18 protein-coding genes are annotated in these 15,816 nt (G+C 43.2%); 9 read left to right on the forward strand and 9 right to left on the reverse strand.

From position 1 onward, the window contains the following. Window positions 1-3 precede the first annotated feature (3 nt). A complete protein-coding gene (locus DBZ36_RS10715) occupies window positions 4-1,350 on the reverse strand; it encodes a DEAD/DEAH box helicase (protein ID WP_120354932.1) in 1,347 nt (448 codons plus the stop codon). Window positions 1,351-1,407: 57 nt separating this feature from the next. Further along, window positions 1,408-2,166: a sulfite exporter TauE/SafE family protein gene (locus DBZ36_RS10720; protein WP_120354933.1), complete on the reverse strand. Its 759-nt coding sequence runs from the start codon at window positions 2,164-2,166 to the stop codon at window positions 1,408-1,410. Between the two features lie 164 nt (window positions 2,167-2,330). Here DBZ36_RS10720 and DBZ36_RS10725 point away from each other — a divergent pair, with 164 nt between their 5' ends. Together DBZ36_RS10725 and DBZ36_RS10730 are read left to right on the forward strand one after the other, a co-directional pair. Then, window positions 2,331-2,567, forward strand: a complete 237-nt coding sequence (locus DBZ36_RS10725) for a DUF2164 domain-containing protein (RefSeq protein ID WP_120354934.1) — start codon at window positions 2,331-2,333, stop codon at window positions 2,565-2,567. Window positions 2,568-2,570: 3 nt separating this feature from the next. Further along, window positions 2,571-3,155, forward strand: a complete 585-nt coding sequence (locus DBZ36_RS10730) for a gamma-glutamylcyclotransferase family protein (protein WP_120354935.1) — start codon at window positions 2,571-2,573, stop codon at window positions 3,153-3,155. On the opposite strand, the gene DBZ36_RS10735 is transcribed toward DBZ36_RS10730, so the two are convergent. After that, window positions 3,152-4,369 (reverse strand): uracil-xanthine permease family protein, encoded by a 1,218-nt coding sequence (locus DBZ36_RS10735; protein ID WP_120354936.1) that lies wholly within the window; start codon window positions 4,367-4,369, stop codon window positions 3,152-3,154. The genes DBZ36_RS10730 and DBZ36_RS10735 overlap by 4 nt on opposite strands. 101 nt (window positions 4,370-4,470) lie before the next feature. Here DBZ36_RS10735 and DBZ36_RS10740 point away from each other — a divergent pair, with 101 nt between their 5' ends. Both DBZ36_RS10740 and DBZ36_RS10745 read left to right on the forward strand, forming a co-directional pair. Continuing rightward, window positions 4,471-4,806 carry a DUF2956 domain-containing protein gene (locus DBZ36_RS10740; protein ID WP_120354937.1) on the forward strand — a complete coding sequence of 112 codons (336 nt, stop codon included), beginning with the start codon at window positions 4,471-4,473 and terminating at the stop codon, window positions 4,804-4,806. Between the two features lie 105 nt (window positions 4,807-4,911). Beyond that, window positions 4,912-5,787, forward strand: a complete 876-nt coding sequence (locus DBZ36_RS10745; RefSeq protein WP_120354938.1) for a GNAT family N-acetyltransferase — start codon at window positions 4,912-4,914, stop codon at window positions 5,785-5,787. Between the two features lie 136 nt (window positions 5,788-5,923). Here DBZ36_RS10745 and grcA read toward each other — a convergent pair whose 3' ends face one another. Next, a complete protein-coding gene (grcA, locus tag DBZ36_RS10750; protein ID WP_407641484.1) occupies window positions 5,924-6,310 on the reverse strand; it encodes an autonomous glycyl radical cofactor GrcA in 387 nt (128 codons plus the stop codon). A gap of 331 nt (window positions 6,311-6,641) precedes the next feature. Between grcA and DBZ36_RS10755 the strand changes: the two genes are divergently transcribed. Next, window positions 6,642-7,190, forward strand: coding sequence for a hemerythrin domain-containing protein (locus tag DBZ36_RS10755; protein WP_120354940.1), 549 nt, complete (start codon window positions 6,642-6,644; stop codon window positions 7,188-7,190). Window positions 7,191-7,241: 51 nt separating this feature from the next. Here DBZ36_RS10755 and DBZ36_RS10760 read toward each other — a convergent pair whose 3' ends face one another. After that, window positions 7,242-7,412, reverse strand: a complete 171-nt coding sequence (locus DBZ36_RS10760; protein WP_120354941.1) for a DUF3545 family protein — start codon at window positions 7,410-7,412, stop codon at window positions 7,242-7,244. A gap of 253 nt (window positions 7,413-7,665) precedes the next feature. Between DBZ36_RS10760 and DBZ36_RS10765 the strand changes: the two genes are divergently transcribed. Further along, complete coding sequence (locus tag DBZ36_RS10765) at window positions 7,666-9,075, forward strand: alanine/glycine:cation symporter family protein (protein ID WP_120354942.1); 1,410 nt, start codon at window positions 7,666-7,668, stop codon at window positions 9,073-9,075. A 66-nt stretch (window positions 9,076-9,141) separates the two neighbouring features. Here DBZ36_RS10765 and ruvX read toward each other — a convergent pair whose 3' ends face one another. From ruvX to rsmE, 4 genes are read right to left on the reverse strand one after another with little or no spacing between them, the layout of a single operon-like run. Next, on the reverse strand, window positions 9,142-9,573 hold the full coding sequence (gene ruvX, locus DBZ36_RS10770; RefSeq protein WP_120354943.1) for a Holliday junction resolvase RuvX: 432 nt from the start codon (window positions 9,571-9,573) through the stop codon (window positions 9,142-9,144). Further along, window positions 9,573-10,139 carry a YqgE/AlgH family protein gene (locus tag DBZ36_RS10775; RefSeq protein WP_120354983.1) on the reverse strand — a complete coding sequence of 189 codons (567 nt, stop codon included), beginning with the start codon at window positions 10,137-10,139 and terminating at the stop codon, window positions 9,573-9,575. Before DBZ36_RS10775 ends, ruvX begins: the two co-directional genes overlap by 1 nt. Before the next feature lie 8 nt (window positions 10,140-10,147). Then, a complete protein-coding gene (gshB, locus tag DBZ36_RS10780) occupies window positions 10,148-11,101 on the reverse strand; it encodes a glutathione synthase (RefSeq protein ID WP_120354944.1) in 954 nt (317 codons plus the stop codon). Next, window positions 11,102-11,833 carry a 16S rRNA (uracil(1498)-N(3))-methyltransferase gene (rsmE, locus tag DBZ36_RS10785; protein WP_120354945.1) on the reverse strand — a complete coding sequence of 244 codons (732 nt, stop codon included), beginning with the start codon at window positions 11,831-11,833 and terminating at the stop codon, window positions 11,102-11,104. It lies immediately after the preceding gene. Window positions 11,834-12,077: 244 nt separating this feature from the next. Between rsmE and DBZ36_RS10790 the strand changes: the two genes are divergently transcribed. The 3 genes from DBZ36_RS10790 to DBZ36_RS10800 are packed head-to-tail and all read left to right on the forward strand — an operon-like array spanning window position 12,078 to window position 15,814. Beyond that, window positions 12,078-12,296, forward strand: coding sequence for a hypothetical protein (locus DBZ36_RS10790; protein ID WP_120354946.1), 219 nt, complete (start codon window positions 12,078-12,080; stop codon window positions 12,294-12,296). Continuing rightward, entirely contained in the window at window positions 12,289-14,055 is a 1,767-nt protein-coding gene (locus tag DBZ36_RS10795) for an ABC transporter ATP-binding protein (protein ID WP_120354947.1), read from the forward strand. The genes DBZ36_RS10790 and DBZ36_RS10795 overlap by 8 nt, the downstream gene beginning before the upstream one ends. After that, window positions 14,048-15,814 (forward strand): ABC transporter ATP-binding protein, encoded by a 1,767-nt coding sequence (locus tag DBZ36_RS10800; RefSeq protein ID WP_120354948.1) that lies wholly within the window; start codon window positions 14,048-14,050, stop codon window positions 15,812-15,814. Before DBZ36_RS10795 ends, DBZ36_RS10800 begins: the two co-directional genes overlap by 8 nt. The last annotated feature ends 2 nt before the right edge of the window (window positions 15,815-15,816 follow it).

Here is a 15,816-nt window from a genome sequence, read left to right on the forward strand (position 1 = left end):
GCCTTAGTCTTCGTCGTCACCATCTAAGCTAAGATCTTCAGGCGCAGCCCTGCGACGAATGGGGATATCACCGATATCTTGGCCTTCGTGGAAGTTACGGTTGCGTTTTGCACCGGTATTTTTCCCATTGGCTTTGGTTTTGACGGTTTTTGGGGTAGGTTTATTGGCTTGGCTGGTTTGCGTATCATTTTTAGCACGCAATCCAGTAAAGCGAGACTCAATTCCATCTATGCTTGAGAAAACCACGGTTTGCGGAAGATACTGACGCAAAATATCAAAGTTATTCCAGTCATTAGGCCCTATCAAGCTGTGGGCATGGCCCTGGTTTCCAGCGCGGCCAGTACGACCAATACGATGCATGTATTCTTCACTGTGTTTTGGCATGTCAAAGTTAACCACATGCGACACTTGAACGATATCCAAACCTCGAGAGGCCAAGTCGGTGGTAAACAACACTTTTTGATGCCCACGACTAAAGCTATCCATAATCTGATTACGTTGGCTTTGGTTAAGGTCACCACTTAGAGCGGCGCAGGAGAAGCCTAGCCCTTGATAATGTGTTGCTAGGCGCTCTGTATCGACGCGGGTTGCGGTAAACACGATCGCCTGCTGTACATGGTCCTCGGATAACAAGGCCTGAAGCTGTTGTTGCTTTTGGTTTAAGTCTTCACTTAGGTAAAAACGTTGCTCAATATCCGTGTGTTGTTCGAAGGCGAAGCCAATTGCGATTCGAACGGGATTCTTTAACAACTGTTGAGCAAATTTGCCAACTTCAGGGTTATCCATCGTGGCCGAAAACATTAGTGTTTGGCGCTTACGATGGTTGGCGGCTTTATGTATATCTTGTAATTGCCCAGAAAAACCTAAGTCAAACATCCGATCTGCTTCGTCGAGTATTAATAACTCAAGGCCTTCGAGAAACAAATGACGTTTTTGTAGGTGATCATGTAAACGACCAGCGGTCGCTATAATTATTTGAGGGTCTTTACGCAGCGTTTTTAACTGGTCGTTAAAGTTTTCTCCGCCGCAAATCAATGCCGATTTTAAAGAGGTGTTAGCTATTAATAAGCGCAACTGACCGTAGACTTGTTTTGCAAGCTCACGAGTTGGGCATAAAACGATGGCTCGAGCATCTTGTTTGCTTAGTGCTTTTTGTTTTAGCAAACGCTGCACACATGGCAATAAATAAGCCAAAGTTTTGCCCGATCCAGTCTTTGAACTGGCCATGATATCGCGTCCAACCATTGCTACCGGAATGGCTTGGCGTTGAATATCTGTTGGCGACTCAAAGTTAAGATGAGCTAAGGTGTTTACTATACGTTGGTCAAAGGCAAATTCGCTGAACTGCAAGGTCGAGTCTCTTTTTCGGATATTGGGCAGGAGTATAGCCTAATTCTAGTCAGCTCGTTAGTAGGTGAGTGCAGCAATTACCCCAAATAAGGTCATCCAGAATAAAAACCATTTTAAATGTTGGGGGCTAATGTTAAGCGCAAGTTTAACCCCCACTTGTGCCCCAGCCATGGCGCCGATGCCTAAAATAATACCGGCACTCCAATTGACTTGGGATTGCCAGATAAACACCAGTAAAGCTACGCTGGTAAAAGCAAGTGTACATACTAGCTTTAAGGCGTTAGCTCTCACTAAGTCATAGTTTAAACTGCCAGCAAGCGCGGCAATTAGCACAAATCCAACGCCGGCCTGAACAAAACCGCCATAAATTCCAGCAAAAAATAAAGACCACCACCCCATAGATGACTGACTTACTTTTTTGGCAACTGTGCCACTTTCCACGACGATTGCACTGGGTTTTATAATCATGAGAAAGGTCATACCTAACATGGTCAGCAGTAATAGTGGTTTTAACCATTGTTCTGGAAGAAAGGAGGCAAGAACAGCGCCCACCACGCCGCCAACTAGTGTTGGGATTAAGATCGGGACTATTTCGGTGGTTTCAAGTTTATTGTGTTTTTGAAAACCACGAACGCCAACCAGTGCTTGAAAGAATACCCCAACCCGATTACTGGCATTAGCAACGTCAGCAGGCAAGCCCATCAACATCAAGGCGGGCAAGGTTAGGTTTGAGCCGCCGCCGGCGAGTACGTTTATTACACCAGCGATTGCACCGAGTACTAGTAAAATAGCAATATTGAGCAGACTAAAATCCATGATGCTTCTCTAAAGTTAAGCGCTGATACTAAAAACTTGAAATGGTCGTTTTAAGCAGCTTAAGTCTCGGTTATGATTCGTGTGATTTGGCTTAATAGAGGCACAATATAGTGCAACAAAAAGCGAATAAACAATAACCTATTCGTCTCAACAAAGGAATTGTCATGGATCGTCAGCAAAAAGAATACTATCGAGAAAAACTACAAAACTATTTAAGCCAAGAACTGGATGTTGAAATAGGTGACTTTGATGCGGAGTTCTTATTTGATTTTATGTATGAACAGTTAGAACCCCAAATTCATAATCAGGCGCTGGAACTTGCGCGACTTCATTTAAACCAGCGTATGGACAGTGTGACGGAGTCCTTGGTCGAGCTAGAAAAATACGCCAAGGAATCATAAGCAATGGTTTATATTTTTGGATATGGCAGTTTGATAGACCAAGAGTGCCGCCAACATACGTTTCCGGCAAAGCAAGCCTATGCGGCGCGACTTAAAGGTTACGCGCGCTATTGGAGCGCATTAGGTCAAGATGCTGATCGCAGCGCCGTTGTGATAGTGGAACAAGAAAATACCAGTGTTAACGGAGTACTGATCCCTTTTGATGAACACTACTTTGAGCAGTTAGATGAACGGGAACGTGGTTATCAGCGAGTTCAAATCGGCTTGGAACAATTGCAGTGCCTTGATGTTCTACCCGATTCAGCAATAAAAGTCTTTACCTATGTCGCCCCAAGACATTGGCAACCAAAACATAACTCACCAATCTTGCAAAGCTATTTGGATGTTTGTATTCGGGGTTGTTTGCACCACAGTGAAGATTATGCAACCGAGTTTTTGTTGAGCACGGGCTCGTGGGGAGAGCATTGGGTTGATGACCGAAAGCTACCTCAGTATCCTCGAGCTTTAGACTTTGATACAAACTTATTTGAGGCTGTAGACAAGCTATTGCATCAAACAAGTTTGTTAGGTTCTCGTAAGCTTGTTTAGCCTTTGGACTGTTCTTTCGTTTGAGGCAAAATTAAATTTAACAAGATTGCGATAATACCGCTCAAGCCAACACCTTTTAGGGTTAAGTCGCCAATGCCGATGGCCATGCCACCGATACCAAATACTAAGGTTACTGATACGATAACCAAGTTTCGTGACTCATTTAAATCAACTTGTTTTCGAATAAGGGTACCTAAGCCAATAGCAGCGATGGCTCCAAATAGCAGGCACATAATCCCGCCCATAACTGGTACTGGAATTGATAATAGCAATGCACCTGTTTTGCCCACAAAAGCAAGGGCAATTGCAAATCCAGCCGCCCAAGTCATGATCACAGGATTATAGGTTTTTAACAGGCTGACTGCGCCAGTTACTTCGCCATAACTGACCACTGGCGGGGCACCAAAACTCGCAGCTGTCATGGTTGCTAATCCATCGCCGAGTAATGAGCGATGCAAACCTGGGTTTTTGACAAAATCTTTTCCAGTTACATTCGAAATAGCAAGTATGTCCCCGAAGTGCTCAATAGTGACAATAAGGCCAATAGGCGCGATAAACAAAATTGCCTGCCAATTAAATTCTGGTGTTACAAATTCAGGGATAGCAAACCATGGTGCCGCAGCAACGGCGCTAAAATCAACGAGTCCAAAATACAGCGAAAGCCCATAGCCAACGACCACCCCTGACAAAATAGGCATAAGCTTTAACATGCCTTTACCAAACATGCTGACCACAATGGTTGTAATAAGCGCAGCAGAGGAGATGAGCATTGCAATGTCTTGGTCGACCAATACCGCCGCGCCGTCCCCCGTTTTACCCAGTGCCATATTGACAGCGGTTGGCGCTAATCCTAAGCCAATGACCATGATTACAGGACCAACCACAACCGGTGGAAGTAGCCGTTCAATAACCGCTACCCCGCGCACGCGTACTATGGCACTGATAATCAAAAACACTACTCCAGCTGCCATCAAACCACATAAAGTTGCTGGCAATCCGAATTGTTCGGTACCCAAAATAATGGGGGCAATAAACGCAAACGAACTGCCTAAAAATATCGGGATTTGACGGCGAGTGCACACTTGAAATATCAAGGTGCCGATGCCAGCACCGAGTAAGGCCAAGTTAGGACTTAAGCCTGTAAGTAAAGGAACTAGTGTAGTTGCACCAAAGGCGACCAAAAGAATTTGGGCTCCGAGTAGGGGGGTGTTCATGCTAAACTCCGTTGATAAAAATTTTATCGATTCTAGCAGAGTAGATAAGCGTAAAATATGATGTTGCTTTGTTTTTGAGCATCTTGTTTATAGGAACAAAAATGAGTAAAACCCCAGCTAGTTCGCAAACCCAAGAACAAGCTTTAGCTATCACTAAAGCGACACAACGACCCGGTCAGAGTAAAGAACAAAGCAAGCTAATTGCCAAAGGTATAGAAAAAGGCATCGAAGCCTATAAGAAACAACACAAGGCAAAACTAAGAGAACAGGACAAGCTTAAAAAAAAGCAAACCAAGCAAGCATCGCAAACTCAGATTGTGCTCGATAGCGCATCGCTTTCAGAAACAAAGACAGTTACATCTGCGACTAATTGGCTGCCGTGGATCTTACTCGGTCTAAGTTGGCTGGGTTTTGTTGGTTATTTTGTTTCGCAGTAGTTAACAATGTTTCAATACTTGAAAGCTTAATTGATCTACATCTATGATTCTGTATTTTCGGGAATCATACTAGAACTTCATGTCGTCAACGGACAGGGAGAACGGGTGAATAAATGGACTATCAAAGGCTACCAGCCTGAACGTGATTTTTTACTAGTTTGTGATTGGCTGCGAGTACGACTTGCAACAAGCTTAGGTCTGGATGGCTTTGCGCTTGATCGATGGGAAACTCAATTCTCGGTTCAGCGGATGTTGGGGCGTGAAAACAATAGCGCTTTAGTATTTGAAGCCGATAAAATTGTTGGACTTATCGTCGCTGAAGGGCCAGACGAGTTCCACTTTTTACGAACCAAGGATGTTCCTGAGCTTTTCCAATTGATGTGCAAATGGACTCAAGAGCGAATAGCTAAGCCTTTTTGTCTTTGGTCAGCCAGCGACAATACTTGGGAAACTGAGCAACTTTTGCTGCAAGGCTTTGTGAAACAAGCTAATCAATGTTGTTGTCGTTCGTTAGTCCTCCAAGAGACTCTAAAATCGATTGCAGCTCCTGCTACTTATCAAATACTAGATGTTCCAATTACTGAATACTCATGGGCGCAACAACAAGTTAAAATTGATAATGGTTGTTTTCCTTGGGCAAATAGTACGGTGAATAGCGTGCAAGCTCTGTTAGAGATGCCATCATATCGCCAGCGATTTCATAAAGGCGTCATTTCTGAAAACGGAGAGCTTGTAGCATTTAGCGTACTTTGGATCGATACCCAAAACCAACTTGCAGTATTTGAGCCCGTTGCAACGCTTCAAGCCCATCGCCGTAAAGGATTAGCTAAGGCACTTATGAACACTTTAATTCGACAAGCGTTTGATGAAGGTGTACGCCGCTTCTTGGTTGGGTCATATTCCGACGAGGCACATGCGACATATCAAAGTGTTGGGTTTACTGATGTCAATTACATTGATCTGTGGCGTTGGCAAACATGAGGTGCTTGCTATAAGTTCGATTGGTGGTGGCTGTGCTCATTTTATGGATTTATAAGCAAAGCTAATCGTGACAGTAATTATAAGATCAAAAAAGCCAGCGACTAAGGCTGGCTATTGACGTGTTCAAAGTAAGCTATTATAGGCTTTCTGTGAAAGTACGTGTGATTACATCACGTTGTTGTTCTGGCGTTAGCGAGTTAAAACGAACCGCATAACCAGAAACTCGAATTGTAAGCTGCGGGTATTTTTCAGGATGTTTAACAGCGTCTTCAAGCGTTTCGCGTTGCAACACGTTAACATTAAGGTGTTGACCACCTTCTTGTTGTGTTTCAGCGCGCATAGCTACTTCGCGATACTCGATTTGACCAAGCTGCTCTAAAGCTACAATTTCATCTTCCGCGAATAGTTCATCTTTAACACAGATACAGCGAGCTTGTTTTTGCTCGCTATCTAGTAACCAAAACGAATTTACCAAGCTTGCATTGTCTGCTTTAGTAATTTGAATACCGATAGTCATAATCATTCCTCGATTGGCAAAAAAATGTAATAAAATTACAATATTTATAGATCAGAACTGGCTTTTTAGCTCATTTCCAACTGGTGCTAAAAGTATACAACAATTGACCTTGATCAATTAATGGTTTTTAGCAATAGACCTATTTTTTTAGTGGTTTTTGAATGGATGGTTAAATTGGTTGCCAAGCTGTAACGTAATGTGTGTGGATGTGGACAAAATCATGTAAAATTTAGAGGTTGAAAGCGATCTAGTTCAATCCATTGTCATTATTAATCACTTATAATTAAATCAGATTCATATTTAACTAAACTACAATTGCATCGTTCAAGGAGCGCTAATGTTACAAAGCATTCACGAAGATCACGTTAACATATCCAAACTGTTGCGAGTATTGGAGCAAAAACTGGAAGCAATTCGCGGTGAGCGAGCAGTAAAGTACAAATTGATTCTGGATATCATTACTTACTTACAAGAGTATGCCGATCGCTATCACCACCCTAAAGAAGATTTAATTTACGACTACTATGTGAAATATCGCCTAGTCGGAGAAGACTTAGCTAACAAATTAAAGCTACAACATTCAGAACTTCATGATATTACCGAGGAGCTTCGCGACACAGTTGAAGTTATTTTGTTGGATGCGGTAGTACCCTTAGATCAATTTGCAGACCGTTTGGAGGCTTTTGTTAAAGCTCAGTGGGCGCATTTGAACTATGAAGAAGAAGAAGTTTTTCCAATGTTGAAAAAGAACCTAACCGAAGACGACTGGAGAAATCTAGAACAGAATTGGCAACATGGAAACTACGAAGATCCGCTGTTTGGGCATCAAGTACAAGCTCAATATCGCTCTCTATCAGACCGCATCGAGAAATCTGACTCCAAGTAGTTTTTACCTAAGCCTAAAATAACAAAACCCAGCCGAAGCTGGGTTTTTCACTTAGTATTCGAACTCTTCCGAGAGCGAGTAGTTAAAATCGATACTTTGTAGTTCTTCCTCTAAGCGAATACGGTCTTTAATGGCTTCAATTTCACGCCACTTGCGTTTCTTGTTAGCGCCTTTACTACCTTTTGTTGTAGATTCAACATTTTCAAAGCTTACCTGATCCATGGCTATCTCCTTACTGTTGTTGGCACAGCTATAAACCCCTGCTGCGACTATTGATAAGTACCATAAACATATTCAAAGTAAAATATTTTTGTTTCATTTTTGTTATATGGTTGCCATTGAGCGGGTTTTTTTGGTTTAAGATTAAACAATTCGACTATTTAGTAGCCGAGCGTTTGCTGTTGACTGCTAAAATGAGCTTAATCAGTCTATAATCCGCTGCGAAAAATTCATTCGAAAATAAATGGGAACCTTTATGAGTTCAATAATTGACTGGGTCAATAATCTCTTGTGGGGAAATCTGCTGATATTTTTGCTAATCGGAACGGGTTTGCTTTTTACCGTCCGCACTGGCTTTATTCAGTTTCGCCACTTTGGCCATATGTTCAAAGTCATGAAATCTAGCCGTAAAACGGACTCAAGCGGTATTTCTTCTTTTCAAGCACTGTGCACGAGTTTGGCAGCTCGGGTTGGAACCGGTAACTTAGCTGGTGTTGCGATTGCGGTTACACTCGGAGGTCCAGGAGCGGTCTTCTGGATGTGGTTAATCGCTATTTTGGGTATGGCAACAAGTTTTGCTGAAAGCTCATTAGCTCAATTGTATAAAACCACGGATGATGATGGTAACTATCGTGGGGGGCCTTCTTACTATATGGAGAAAGGTCTCGGTAAACGATGGATGGGGGTTTTGTTTTCTGTTTTCTTGATAGTGGCTTTTGGTTTGGTATTCAACGCCATCCAAGCTAACTCAATTGCGGGTGCAATCCATGAAGCCTTTGGTGTCGAGAAGTGGATTGTTGGTATTGTTGTCGTAATCGCGAGTGCTTTGGTTATATTTGGTGGCATTAAAGGGATTGCTCGTTTCGCTGAAGTAGTTGTACCTATTATGGCCTTAGCCTACGTTTTAGTGGCTCTAGCTGTCATTATTATGAATATTAGTGAGATCCCAGCAGTCTTCGCGTTGATATTCAAATCGGCTTTTGGCTTCCATGAGGCTGGTGCAGGGGCTGTTGGAGCGGCAATGATGCAAGGCATCAAACGTGGTCTATTTAGTAACGAAGCAGGAATGGGTAGTGCTCCGAACGCCGCCGCTACTGCCACGCCTTATCCACCACACCCAGCTTCTCAAGGTTATGTACAAATGTTGGGCGTATTTGTGGATACAATTGTTATTTGTACCGCGACGGCTGCAATAATTTTGTTGAGCTATGATCAAGGTCTTACCGGTGACGGTATTGCATTGACTCAGCAGGCCTTAAGTCTTCAAGTTGGTTCATGGGGTAGTGCGTTTGTGGGGATTGCGATAATTTTCTTCGCATTCACATCAATCGTAGGTAACTATTCCTATGCTGAAACCAATCTTATTTTCCTAGAACATAATCATAAAGCCGGCTTACTGTTTTTCCGTCTCGCAGTTCTAGGGATGGTGATGTTTGGCGCGCTCGTTAAAATTGATGTAATTTGGAATATGGCTGATGTCTCTATGGGGATGATGGCAATTATCAACTTAGTAGCTATTCTTATGCTGTCTGGGGTGGTGGTTAAAATTGCGAAAGATTACAACCAGCAATTGGATAAAGGTCAAGTTCCGCATTTTAATGCGGCTGATTATCCAGAGTTGGACTCTCAAATTGAGAGTGATATTTGGAACAAAAAGCCCGAATAAACATAATTTGAGTGGATTAAAAATGCGGCTGTTGAGCCGCATTTTTTTTGTTTACAAAGCCTTAATTCAGGTGCTTTGCTCGCGGCACCAGCTTTCCAAGATAATGCAGGCAGAGCCACTGTCGATGGCACCCTTTTGTAAACCCCTAAAGCCTTTTTTATCAAAGAGCCGTTGTTTGGTGTCTACCGTGGTAAGGCGTTCATCTTGCCAAACGATAGGCAAACCAAAACGGCCATGAATACGATTGCCGAACTTACGTGCCCTTAGGGTAAGCTCTTGCTCGCTTCCATCCATGTTCAGCGGCAGGCCGACGATGACAAGGTCAGGTAACCATTGTTCAAATACGCTAGCTAAGTCATCCCAATTTGGAATGCCATCTTTGGCTTTAATCGCATTTAGGGGACTAGCACTGCCCACAAGCTCTTGCCCAACGGCGACGCCAATACTTTGAGTACCGAAGTCAAAAGCCAACAGCTGTCGCTCTCCTAGTTTAGCCATTAGGCATGTCCCACTTGAGACGACAATTGCCATACATCAACACCTAGCAACTGAGCGGCACTCTCCCAGCGTTTATGTACCGGTTCTTTAAATATCAAATCAGCTGAAGCAGGTAGGGTAAGCCATGCGTTATCGATGATTTCTTGTTCCAGCTGGCCTGCCTCCCAGCCGGAATAACCCAAGGCCACAATATAGTGTTCAGGCTGATCAAAAGTGCCCAAAGTTTGTAGAACGTCTTTTGAAGTGGTAACCATTAACTGCTTATTCAAACTCAGTGAACTGTTAAAGCCTTCTTTTGGTGAATGCAGAACAAAACCGCGCTCTTGGGCGATAGGACCGCCTTGGAACACAATTTGTTCCATATCTACACTATCGTTAATCGCAGCGCTTTGTTCCATTTCTACTTGTTCTAGTAGTGACTTCAATGAAAGATTAACCGGGATATTAACGACTAGACCCATCGCTCCTTGGTCATTGTGCTCGCAAATATAGATGAGCGAACGATTAAAAAAGGAGTCATCAAGACTAGGCATCGCTAGCAAAAAATGGTCCTGAAGCGATTGCATTTCCATAATTAGGCCTCTTGAATTCTTCGCTCAATAGCGTCCATAAGCTGGCCAGAAATATTAATATCATAAGCAGCTTCAATTTCCCGAATACAGGTTGGGCTTGTCACGTTGATTTCGGTGACTTTGTCGCCTATGACATCAAGACCAACAAAGATAAGCCCTTTTTCTTTTAGCGTAGGCGCAATAGATCGCGCGATTTTCCAATCTGATTCGCTTAAGGGGCGCGCTTCACCGCGTCCGCCAGCTGCTAAATTCCCTCGGGTTTCTTTACCTTGAGGAATGCGAGCTAAGCAGTATGGCATTGGCTCTCCATCGACGATTAATATCCGTTTATCACCATCTTTTATCTGGGCTAGATAGTTTTGGACCATGGCGTAACGAGAACCGTGTTCGGTTAGCGTTTCTAAGACAACACCAACGTTTGGGTCTTCTGGTTTGAGGCGAAAAATCGAGGCGCCGCCCATACCGTCAAGAGGTTTGATTATGACGTCTTGGTGCTTTTCATAAAAAGCACGAATCCGCGGCATATCGCGAGTGACTAAGGTGGTGGCAGTGTGCTCTGCAAACCAAGCCGTAAATAGCTTTTCATTGGCATCGCGAAGGCTCTGTGGTTTGTTGACGATTAAGCAACCTTCGGCTTCGGCGCGCTCTAACATATAAGTTGCGTAGATAAACTCCGTATCAAAAGGAGGATCTTTACGCATCAAGATAACCTGCAGATCGCCCAAGGCTATGTCTTGCGCGGTCTCGAGTTGATACCATTGGTCAGGGTTTTGTTCTACCGAAAGCTTACTTGCACTGGCCCGAGCTTGACCGTCGATTAAGTATAAATCGCTCATTTCCATATAATATAGCTCGTAGCCACGCGCTTGCGCTTCAAGAAGCATAGCGAAACTAGAGTCTTTCTTAATGTTTATTTGCGAGATGGGGTCCATCACGATGCCAAGTTTAATCGCCATTTAACTTAAATCTCCAAAGTAGCACTGTAGGGCTGTAATCGCGCTTAATGCAGCGGTTTCGGTGCGCAGTACGCGCGGTCCCAATTGAGTTTCGATAAAACCAAAACTTGAACACATTGCAATTTCCTCATCATTTAATCCGCCTTCAGGGCCAATTAAGAGGTTTACACCTTGCGTCGGTGTTGGCAGGGTTTTAATTGTATATGGGGCTTTTGGATGCAAATTCAACTTCATTGCATCGCTTGGTTCTCGAGACCATTGCTCCAATGTACAGGGCTGATGGATTTTTGGTACGTGACTGCGGCCACTTTGCTCACAAGCTGCAATCGCTATTTTTTGCCATTGTTGGACTTTTTTCTGCATCCGCTGCGGATTCAGCTTAACGCCACAACGTTCGCTAGTCAGTGGCGTGATTTGATTCACACCTAGCTCGACCGCCTTTTGTATGGTGAACTCCATTTTCTCACCGCGCGAAATCACTTGTCCTAAATGGATAGCTAAGGGACTTTCATTGTGTTTGAGACTTTGTGTGCGGATTTCTACGCTAACATTTTTCTTGTCAATCGCTGTTATTGGAGCTGTGTATTCACAGCCATCGCCATTGAATAGCGTGAGTTCTTGCCCGATTTGTATGCGCAATACTCGTGACACATGACCGGCGGCATCGGAGTCCAAGTGGACAGTATCGCCGATATTTAGTTCGGCATCTTGAAATATTCGAATTTCTCGCATTTGCTTTTATAGTTGCGGCTTTTAGGCAGGATAACAAAGCTATCAATGGGTTCAAGCAGATTAAGCATGGATAGGCCATAACTTATATTTGGTAGCACTCTAAACAACTGCATTAGCTATTTGTTCGATTAAACTAAACTTTCGATTTGAATTATGTACACTTTTCAATTTCACGGTGTTACTCTTGCGCGCCTACAAGCAAGTGAAAATGATTTTCTAGCTTTATCGCTTATATGGACACCTTATGTCTGCAAATCAATCTAAACACCAAAACTGCAGTAATCGCGGGGGACGTCGCGATGGCTGTGGTCGTAAACCCGGTGTAAAAACCCAACCAATCCGCCTACCTCAGTGGCTCATTGAGCAACTGTCTGAGCAAGGGGATGCCCGAGAGCTTATTGTGCAAGCTTGCGTCAGCCACTACCAACTGTGTACAGATCCCTCTGGAGACGCACATGACTAAGCGAGAGTTTGTTGGGCATTACTTTTGGTTGAATCGTTATTCGTATTTATTTGCGATGGTTTTGATACTGATCGTGAGCTGGTTGCAGGTTGAAATCCCACGACATATTCAAATGGCGATAGACTTACTTAATGAATCAAGCCCTTTGGCACATACAACTTTGGTTGGTCATGTACAGTGGGTCATCGGCTTTGCATTACTGATGACAGTGCTTAGAATTCTATCGCGTATGTATGCGTTGAATCCAGGGCGGATTACAGAGGCAGCTTTGAAGAACGACCTGTTTCATCGCCTCAATCGACTACCAACGAGTTTTCATCAGAAATTTGCGAGTGGACGGTTAATTTCAATCATTAATAACGACCTCAATGGCATACGCTTATTTTATGGGGTTGGCTTTCTACAGTTGTTCAATATTGTTTTTGCACTATCGCTGACACCAGTGTGGATGTATCGGATATCCCCTGTATTAACCTTATACACGGCAATTCCTATTAGCATTGCTTTTGTCATCTTTTTTCTCGGATTTAGAAAGATGCGCGTGCTACATGTACAGCGCTTGCAACGTTTGCAAGATCTTAGCGAACAATTGATGAACGATTTGTCAGGCATTGATGTGATTAAAGCGCAAAATATGGGTGAATGGGTACAGCAAAAAACGCAAACCATTAATCAACGATTACTTGAAACCACCTTGAAGATCGCGAAAATCCAAACTTTTGTCATCCCTGTGCTTGATTACGCAAACCATCTAATGAAAGTGGTAATTTTAGGTTTTGGTGGATACATGTTGCTCAGAAGTGAGCTCAGTATTGGTCAGATCACTGCCTTTCTATCGTACTCTGTATTGCTAGCCTTACCACTGATGCATCTTGGCCGGATAGTAACTGTATTTCAGATGGGGATGGTGAGCATCGATAGTGTGCTTAGTATTTTAAATCAGGACATCCCTAGTCGGGACACTGACAGCGAAGCTAAACCAAGTCCTTTATCGAAAGGTGCAAGCTTGCAGGTGAAGAATTTAAATTACCGCTATGCTGGCGCAACTATTGATGCACTTAGTCAGGTAAGTTTTACCCTCGACTTCGGTAAAAAGCTTGGGATCTTGGGTGAAATTGGTAGTGGTAAATCGACCTTGGTCAATTGTCTAAACCATTATCTAGAGGTGGAGTCTGGGCACATTTTTTGGGGGGATAGTGATATGGCAACGACGCCCCTGTCCCATTGGCGAAAGCACATCCGAACCGTAACTCAGGATCCTTACTTATTCTCCGATAGTATCAGTGAGAACGTTAAGTTTGGGGCTTCATCTCGTGGATTTGAAAGCGACGATTCGAAAATCGACAAAGTTTTATCCTTGAGTCAGTTAGGAGACGACTTGAGTCGTTTTTCTCAAGGCAAGCATACTGTCGTCGGCGAAAAAGGCATTATGTTATCGGGTGGTCAAAAACAACGTTTGAGTATCGCGCGCGCACTGTTAACGCCATGCGATCTTTTAGTCTTTGACAATGTACTGAGCGCCGTCGACTACGAAACTGAGCGTCAAATTTTAAGTGGAATGTTTGAGAGAATACAAGGGCAGAGCGTCATCGTGGTTTCGCATAGGGTTAGTGCGCTGGAACAAATGGACGAGATATTGGTGTTAAAGCAAGGACAAATTATTGCTCGTGGCACCCATACTCAACTACTAGCAACTAGCGATTACTATCGACAAACATGGTTGTTACAGCAACATGAAACCGAGGTGCAAAGTGCTTAAATCTATTGATATCCAATACTTGAAACACTTCCTTCAGTTTACATCCAAGTATAAGTCCTACACCCGTATCGGATTGATGATGATGCCGATTTCAATTGCTTGTAACTTGGCATTTCCTTGGTTGATTATTCAAGTGATTGATCAGCATTTGAGCCCCAAACAGTTTGAAGGATTACCTGTCATTATTTTTGCTATGATTTTGGTACTGGTGATTAACTATATTGCAGACGCTTTTTATAGTTACTATTTGCGAAAAACAGGCAATCTCAGCATTTTTGATATGCGTATGGCGCTAGTGGCCAGAATTTTGAAATTTCCTCGCAGCTACTTTGATAACACAGCAACGGGTATTACCTTGTCGCGTTTAACTAGTGATCTGGAGACGATTGGTGAGTCCTTTGTTTTAGGAATTCTTGGCTTGGTTAAAGACTCACTAAATACGATAGCCATACTCGGACTGATGTTTTTCATAAACTGGCAGCTTACCTTGGTGGTTATTTTGGTGTTTCCGCCGGTCTTGTTATTGACTCGTTTTGTGCGTAATCGACTACGTGCATTGTATTTGATGACGCGTAGCACCTTGGCCAAAGGGACTGGTTATTTGCAAGAATGCTTACTGGGCGTCAAAACAGTCCAGTTGTACGCTGCTCAAACTGAGGTTGAAGAGAAATATCACGGTTTCACTGAGCAATTTAAGCAAGCCCAACTTAAAGTTAATGCCTATGATGCTGCGCTGTTTTCAATCATTACAGGTATCACGTCAATTACCATCGGTTTATTGATTTGGTATGGTTCTAACGAGGTACTGCAAGGCTTTGTAACCCTCGGCGTTCTAATTGCATTTATTAATACTCTAGAAAAGATTTTCGTTCCTATTCGAGATTTTAGCTCGCAGATAGCGTCAATTCAGCGCTCCTTTGCTGCCTTTGAACATATCGAAGAATTGTTTTCACAAGCTTTAGAAGAAGACAATCGAGTTCTGATTAGTTCAGAAGAGCTAAAAACTAAGCTAATTGATTTTCAGAGTTTGGAGTTTAAAGAGGTTCGCTTTCGCTACAAGGCTGATGGTCCCTATGTGCTCAATGGTATTAGCTTTAAACTAAAGCAGGGTGAGAAGTTAGCCTTGGTAGGAACAACGGGTTCGGGCAAGTCGACCATTATTCGCTTGTTGACTAAGTCTTACCTGGATTACGAAGGCAGCATATTGCTCAATGGCATTGAGTTGTCGGCCATTCCTAAACAGTCCATCAGTCATCTGTTCTCGTTAATGCAGCAAGACGTGTATCTGTTCGATCAAGATGTACAATTTAACATTGCTTTAGACAAACCGTTGAGTCTGGAGCAAGTGCAAGAGGCAGCGAAATATGTGTATGCACATGAATTTATTCAATCGTTACCTAATCAGTATCAACATCAACTGAAAAGCGGTAGTAGCCAACTCAGTGCCGGACAGACTCAACTAATTTCATTTGCCCGAGCGGTTGCAAAGGGAAGCCCGTTACTGATGCTAGATGAAGCTACCAGTTCAGTTGATTCGGTAACTGAAGAACTCATTCAAAATGCCTTGAGTCGATTGTTTAAGGACAAAACAGTAATTGCGATTGCGCATCGCCTAAGTACGATCCGTCATTCGGACTTAATTCTTGTGATGGATAAAGGCCGGGTTAGTGAACAAGGTAAACATGCTCAATTATTAGCTTTGGGCGGCGTTTATGCGGGGTTATTACAAGAACACAAACTTGAAGAAGCCGAACAATAGTC

Source organism: Alginatibacterium sediminis (assembly GCF_003610775.1).
GTDB lineage: Bacteria > Pseudomonadota > Gammaproteobacteria > Enterobacterales > Celerinatantimonadaceae > Alginatibacterium > Alginatibacterium sediminis.

What these genes read in the sequence shown, in the direction of transcription:
- DBZ36_RS10790 (WP_120354946.1), top strand. Translation starts at nt 12,078, where the DNA reads ATGTCTGCAAATCAATCTAAACACCAAAACTGCAGTAATCGCGGGGGA.
- DBZ36_RS10755 (WP_120354940.1), top strand. Translation starts at nt 6,642, where the DNA reads ATGTTACAAAGCATTCACGAAGATCACGTTAACATATCCAAACTGTTG.
- ruvX (WP_120354943.1), bottom strand. Translation starts at nt 9,573, where the DNA reads ATGGCTAAACTAGGAGAGCGACAGCTGTTGGCTTTTGACTTCGGTACT.
- DBZ36_RS10740 (WP_120354937.1), top strand. Translation starts at nt 4,471, where the DNA reads ATGAGTAAAACCCCAGCTAGTTCGCAAACCCAAGAACAAGCTTTAGCT.
- DBZ36_RS10765 (WP_120354942.1), top strand. Translation starts at nt 7,666, where the DNA reads ATGAGTTCAATAATTGACTGGGTCAATAATCTCTTGTGGGGAAATCTG.
- rsmE (WP_120354945.1), bottom strand. Translation starts at nt 11,833, where the DNA reads ATGCGAGAAATTCGAATATTTCAAGATGCCGAACTAAATATCGGCGAT.
- DBZ36_RS10730 (WP_120354935.1), top strand. Translation starts at nt 2,571, where the DNA reads ATGGTTTATATTTTTGGATATGGCAGTTTGATAGACCAAGAGTGCCGC.
- grcA (WP_407641484.1), bottom strand. Translation starts at nt 6,310, where the DNA reads ATGATTATGACTATCGGTATTCAAATTACTAAAGCAGACAATGCAAGC.
- DBZ36_RS10760 (WP_120354941.1), bottom strand. Translation starts at nt 7,412, where the DNA reads ATGGATCAGGTAAGCTTTGAAAATGTTGAATCTACAACAAAAGGTAGT.
- DBZ36_RS10775 (WP_120354983.1), bottom strand. Translation starts at nt 10,139, where the DNA reads ATGCAATCGCTTCAGGACCATTTTTTGCTAGCGATGCCTAGTCTTGAT.
- DBZ36_RS10725 (WP_120354934.1), top strand. Translation starts at nt 2,331, where the DNA reads ATGGATCGTCAGCAAAAAGAATACTATCGAGAAAAACTACAAAACTAT.
- gshB (WP_120354944.1), bottom strand. Translation starts at nt 11,101, where the DNA reads ATGGCGATTAAACTTGGCATCGTGATGGACCCCATCTCGCAAATAAAC.
- DBZ36_RS10720 (WP_120354933.1), bottom strand. Translation starts at nt 2,166, where the DNA reads ATGGATTTTAGTCTGCTCAATATTGCTATTTTACTAGTACTCGGTGCA.
- DBZ36_RS10735 (WP_120354936.1), bottom strand. Translation starts at nt 4,369, where the DNA reads ATGAACACCCCCCTACTCGGAGCCCAAATTCTTTTGGTCGCCTTTGGT.
- DBZ36_RS10795 (WP_120354947.1), top strand. Translation starts at nt 12,289, where the DNA reads ATGACTAAGCGAGAGTTTGTTGGGCATTACTTTTGGTTGAATCGTTAT.